We start from the raw sequence: 4,644 nt of genomic DNA on the forward strand, positions 1-4,644 counted from the left end.
AACACCGCAGAGGCAATTAATACTCCATACCATTTCAAGCGAAAGCCACCCAGATTAAAAATTTCTTCGCCTGGGGACATAAATATCCAAGCTAGTAACGATTGTGCCCAACTAAATTGACCGCCGATCTGGGTCGGTATCGCCACATCTAAGCCGGCAAATTGTAGCGTAGCAACGAGATCTACACTACCGATCGGGGGAACACTGAGGAATTGGGCGAACATATACAATTAATTGACAGTGGATAGTCGAGCGATCGCGTAACTTGGCAAACCGAGATGGAGCTACCCACAGCTACTCCTACCAGTCAGCTTAAATATTTAAATCTGCCAATATTTTATCCATCTGCTGCGGATCGGGATAATGCTTGATGCGCGGCTGAGTTTCGAGATCGGCACTCATATATTCCGGCTCGAATTTCTCCCAGTGAGTGGCGGGATCGATCGGGATGGCAGTAGTGCGGGGCACGAGTGGTTTGATCGCAATCGAGTCGAGCGGTCTGCCAACCCACTGGGATGGCGGCTCTGGATGCGGTATTCTCAGCGAAATTAACGGTGGTGCTGGGATGTCCGAGCTGGCAATAAAGTCTTCATCTTCGACCCATTCTTCCCAGACTTCCCCATCTCGATCGATCGACAGATCGAGATCTTCTTCAAGCTCGCCAGTAGGATCGATAGCCGCGATGGGTAGGGCTGCTAACAGCTCGATTGGCTCTAGACTAGAGTGATAGCGTTCGGGATGTGACGGCGAACTGGTGCTAGGAGCTGTCGAACTGGGCGGTAAGATCGCCAAAATTGCCTGAATCTGCTCTAAGTAACTGCGGACGCTCAACTGACTGGCGACAATCTGGTCGATATGCAACCGTTGCAGCTTAGCAAAGTTTGGATTGGTTACGATATTTTTGTCTACCTCATTGTGGATCTGGCCAGTGAGGAGATTGATTTTGGTGCGGAGATATTCTCCATCAGCAGCGGGATCGCTATGTGGATCTTCTGTCATCTGAGTTGTAATCTCCAATTCGATCGTCTCTTGCACCACTAACGCCAAAGCTTCATAAATTTGTCCCGATCGAAGTTTTTGTTGAAATTCTGCGCTGGAGATCATATTTTTTGAGTAACAGGACTCACCACGTAACTGCGCTGGAGATCGGATTTTTTGGCTAACAGGACTCACCAGTAACTGCTGAGATCGTAGCCTAGTTCGGCCAACATCGATCGGAGTAATGGCAAGCTTAGACCAATTACATTACTGTGACACCCGTCTATTTTGTCAATGAGGGCACTACCTTTTCCTTCCAAGGCAAAACCGCCCGCACAGACTAATGGTTCGCCAGTGGCAATATACGCCTGAATCTGGGCATCGGTTACTCGTCCGAAGTAAACCTGGGTAATTCCACAGCGCACGACTCGTCGCTGCTGAATTTGGTCGATGAGGGCATGTCCGGTATAGAGTTTGCCGATCCGACCCCGCATTTTTTGCCACCGGGTAAATGCCGCGACCGAATCTGGCGGCTTGCCGTGAATTTCGCCATCGACAACTAAGATCGAATCACAGCCGAGGACGAGCGAATCATTGACCTGAGAGAGCACGACTTCGGCTTTGCGCTGTGCTAATGTCTCCACCAACGCTGCTGGATCGCTCAATTGGATTTGGGATTCATCAAAGTGACTGACGCAGACCAACGGATTGATGCCTACGCTTTGCAGCAATCGACGGCGTGCGGGGGAAGCAGAGGCGAGGACAAAATTAAGAGTCATAGTTTCGTAACGTTAGCAAACAATCTGGCGGAGATCGGCACATCGACCGATCTCCGCAGGCATCAGGCATACCTTGCCAATGCTAGGCAACACTAAATGAATTGACTACGTCATTGAAAACTTGTTTCATTCTCTGCCACCGTCGATCGGTCGTCGAAGCATTAAAGGTAAACAACTTACCGCGACTGACCACCACACTAGCGATATTATGGCGTTTGCTGGTAGGAAGTTTGACATCATATTCGAGAATATAATATGTCTTACCTTTTGCTTCGTGAGTTTCGGCACTAATTAAATCGGCCTCTCGTCCCGATCCTGGCGGAGCGATCGCGTTTTTGCCCAATTTATAGCCCACGTCAGAAGCACTACCGAGATCGCTGAGCTTCTTGTCTTTATCTACCTGACTGATGACAACGCTGACATTTTCACTCGATTCGATCAAGTCGTGGAAAATAATATCCGCACCTTTGGTCGTTTTCACCGCTACCCAGCCATTCGGATAGAGAAACTTATAACCATCAGCGGTATCGACATAGCCCTGCAAGCCAGCAGCTTCGGCGGGAGCGACATTCAGTTGTAATCCGATCGCCAGTGCCAACATTAACGACACGATAGCTTGTTTCCACATAAAGTTCTGATTTTAATAGCAATGCTTGTCGGTAATAATTATAGACTTACTTAGGCTTTAGGCTTTAGGCTTTAGGCTTTAGAGGGTAGAGGGTAGAGGGTAGGGAATAGTAAACAGTGGATTTGAATGCAAGCGTTACCCAGTCCCCTAGTCTCCCAGTCCCCCAGTCCCCCAGTCTCCATCCGATTCCCCGTCGATCGATTCCCCAGCGTATTCTGGCTGCTGAACCATATTATTGTGCGCTTGTTTGCGAGCCAGATCCATTGTGCCTTCGATCGTGCCTTTGATCGTGCCAGCGATCGGGACGGCGACAATGACGCCCAGCAATCCAGCAATTTGACCGCCAGTGAGCAAACAGATCAGGATGGCGATCGGATTTAAGCCGATAAATTCGCCCATCAAACGCGGTGCTAACAAATTATCTTTAATTTGTTGGACGATTAATGAAGCAATCAACACCGATACGCCCAGTCCAAAGTTTTTTAACATAATCACCAGCGTGACTAGGCCGATCCCCAAACTCGCCCCAATGAACGGAATCAGTTCGGCAGCACCGATAAAGATTGCGAAAGATAATTCAAATGGAACTTTCAAGAAAAAGAACACTACCGTGAGTGTCGTCGCCATGAACGTGCCTAAAATCAGTTGACTGATAAAAAAGTTTTGGAAATTTAGGCGTAATGATTCGCTCAAAGGCACCCTAATTCGATCGGGTAATAAGGCCACAATTCCCAGCCACAATTTGTCACCGTACAGCAACATATAGACCGACAAGACAAAGATTGAGAGCGTATCGACCACCCCAGACAGGGTGCTGACCGCCAATCCCACTACTTCAGCCCCGATAATTTGTAATTGGGTGTCGATCTTGGCATTGATCTGCGTTCTCAACACATTAAAGTCGATCGACAAACCCTTACTTTTACCCCATTCTTCCCAAGTATTAATATTTTCGTTACTCGCCCGAATCCACTCTGGTACCTGCTTGACTAGCTCGGTTGTTTGTTCGATCGCATTGGGCACGACAGTGACACCCAAAACGATCAGCAATGCTAAAGTAATCAGCAACACGCTAATAATTGCGGGTACGCGCCGAAAATGTAAGCGTTCGAGAATCTTAACTGGATAATTGAGTAAAAAAGCGACCAGTGCCGCGATCGTCAAAACGGTAATCAGATGCTCGAAATAGCGGAAAAATTGCGACAATACCCAGATATTGAGTGCCACGATCGGAAATCCTAGTCCGATGAGTAGTAAGTTTTGGATATTGGCGGGGAAACGGCGCATTGGGGATCGATGAACGATAGCTTAATTATCTAGTTTAAGCGACGATCGCCGTCTAAATCCAAAAAGCGGCGGGACTCATTGGCGGAGCCTCTCAGAATGAAAATCGACATACTCATTGATGGACAACCCGATCTAAGATAAATGGGTATTTTATTTACTACTTTGGGTTGAGATTGCTCGCTAACCCCTAATCTCTAATCCCTAATCCCTAACCCCTAGCTTTGTGACTGAATCGAAGAAACCAATTAAATCGATCGCCAGCATTGCTGGGATCGTTGCCGCTGCCACCTTAATTAGCAAAGTTTTTGGGCTAGTCCGTCAGGTGGCTCTCGCCGCCGCCTTTGGGAATGGGGTACCAGTCGAGGCATTTACTTACGCGTACGCTATTCCTGGCTTCTTGCTCATCTTACTCGGTGGGATGAATGGGCCATTTCATAGCGCGATCGTCAGCGTCCTCGCCAAGCACAAAGACAAATCCGAAACGGTCGCGATCGTCGAAACCGTAACGACGATCGTCGGCATTATTTTACTCGGTGTGAGTATTGCGATCTTCTGTTTTGCCAGTCAGTTAATCGATCTGACAGCACCGCAGTTGTTGCAGCGCAGCGATGCGATCGCTGGTGCCTTAGTGCGTCAAAGCGCGATCGAACAGTTGCAAATCATGTCGGGGATGGCAGTGCTAGCTGGCTTCATCGGGATTGGCTTCGGGACGCTCAGTTCGGCAGATTTTTACTGGTTGCCCTCGATCAGTCCCTTGCTCACCAGTTCGGCGACGATTATCGGCATTGGTTTGCTGGCATTATTTTTGAAGTCAGATATCGCCCTCCGCGAGAATGCGTTATTGGGCGGGAGAGTCCTTGCTGCGACCCTTCTCATCGGTGCCACCTTGCAATGGTTGATGCAAGTTGTCACTCAATGGAAGGCCGGATTGGGGACGATTAAACCTCGATTTGAGTGGCGACGCCAGGGTGT

5 protein-coding genes and 1 pseudogene are annotated in these 4,644 nt (G+C 48.6%); 1 reads left to right on the plus strand and 5 read right to left on the minus strand.

Going from position 1 to position 4,644, the window contains the following annotated elements; genetic code table 11:
* The 5 genes and pseudogenes from RMO84_RS17525 to RMO84_RS17545 form a co-directional block, all read right to left on the minus strand.
* Positions 1–224 (minus strand): annotated as a pseudogene (locus tag RMO84_RS17525) (prolipoprotein diacylglyceryl transferase); the annotation flags it as partial.
* A gap of 88 nt (positions 225–312) precedes the next feature.
* Positions 313–1,104: a hypothetical protein gene (locus tag RMO84_RS17530; protein ID WP_310489724.1), complete on the minus strand. Its 792-nt coding sequence runs from the start codon at positions 1,102–1,104 to the stop codon at positions 313–315.
* 65 nt (positions 1,105–1,169) lie between these two features.
* The gene (locus RMO84_RS17535; RefSeq protein WP_310489725.1) at positions 1,170–1,757 is read right to left on the minus strand and encodes a nucleoside triphosphate pyrophosphatase; all 588 of its coding nucleotides are present in this window, start codon (positions 1,755–1,757) and stop codon (positions 1,170–1,172) included.
* A gap of 82 nt (positions 1,758–1,839) precedes the next feature.
* On the minus strand, positions 1,840–2,385 hold the full coding sequence (psbP, locus tag RMO84_RS17540) for a photosystem II reaction center PsbP (RefSeq protein ID WP_310489726.1): 546 nt from the start codon (positions 2,383–2,385) through the stop codon (positions 1,840–1,842).
* A gap of 147 nt (positions 2,386–2,532) precedes the next feature.
* Positions 2,533–3,672: an AI-2E family transporter gene (locus RMO84_RS17545; protein ID WP_310489727.1), complete on the minus strand. Its 1,140-nt coding sequence runs from the start codon at positions 3,670–3,672 to the stop codon at positions 2,533–2,535.
* A gap of 223 nt (positions 3,673–3,895) precedes the next feature.
* On the opposite strand from RMO84_RS17545, the gene RMO84_RS17550 reads away from it, so the two are divergent.
* Positions 3,896–4,644, plus strand: a 749-nt coding sequence (locus RMO84_RS17550; RefSeq protein WP_310489728.1) for a lipid II flippase MurJ, incomplete at its 3' end; no start/stop codon positions are given.

Origin of the sequence: Chamaesiphon sp. VAR_69_metabat_338 (assembly GCF_031423935.1) — a bacterium.
Classification (GTDB): Bacteria; Cyanobacteriota; Cyanobacteriia; order Cyanobacteriales; family Chamaesiphonaceae; genus Chamaesiphon.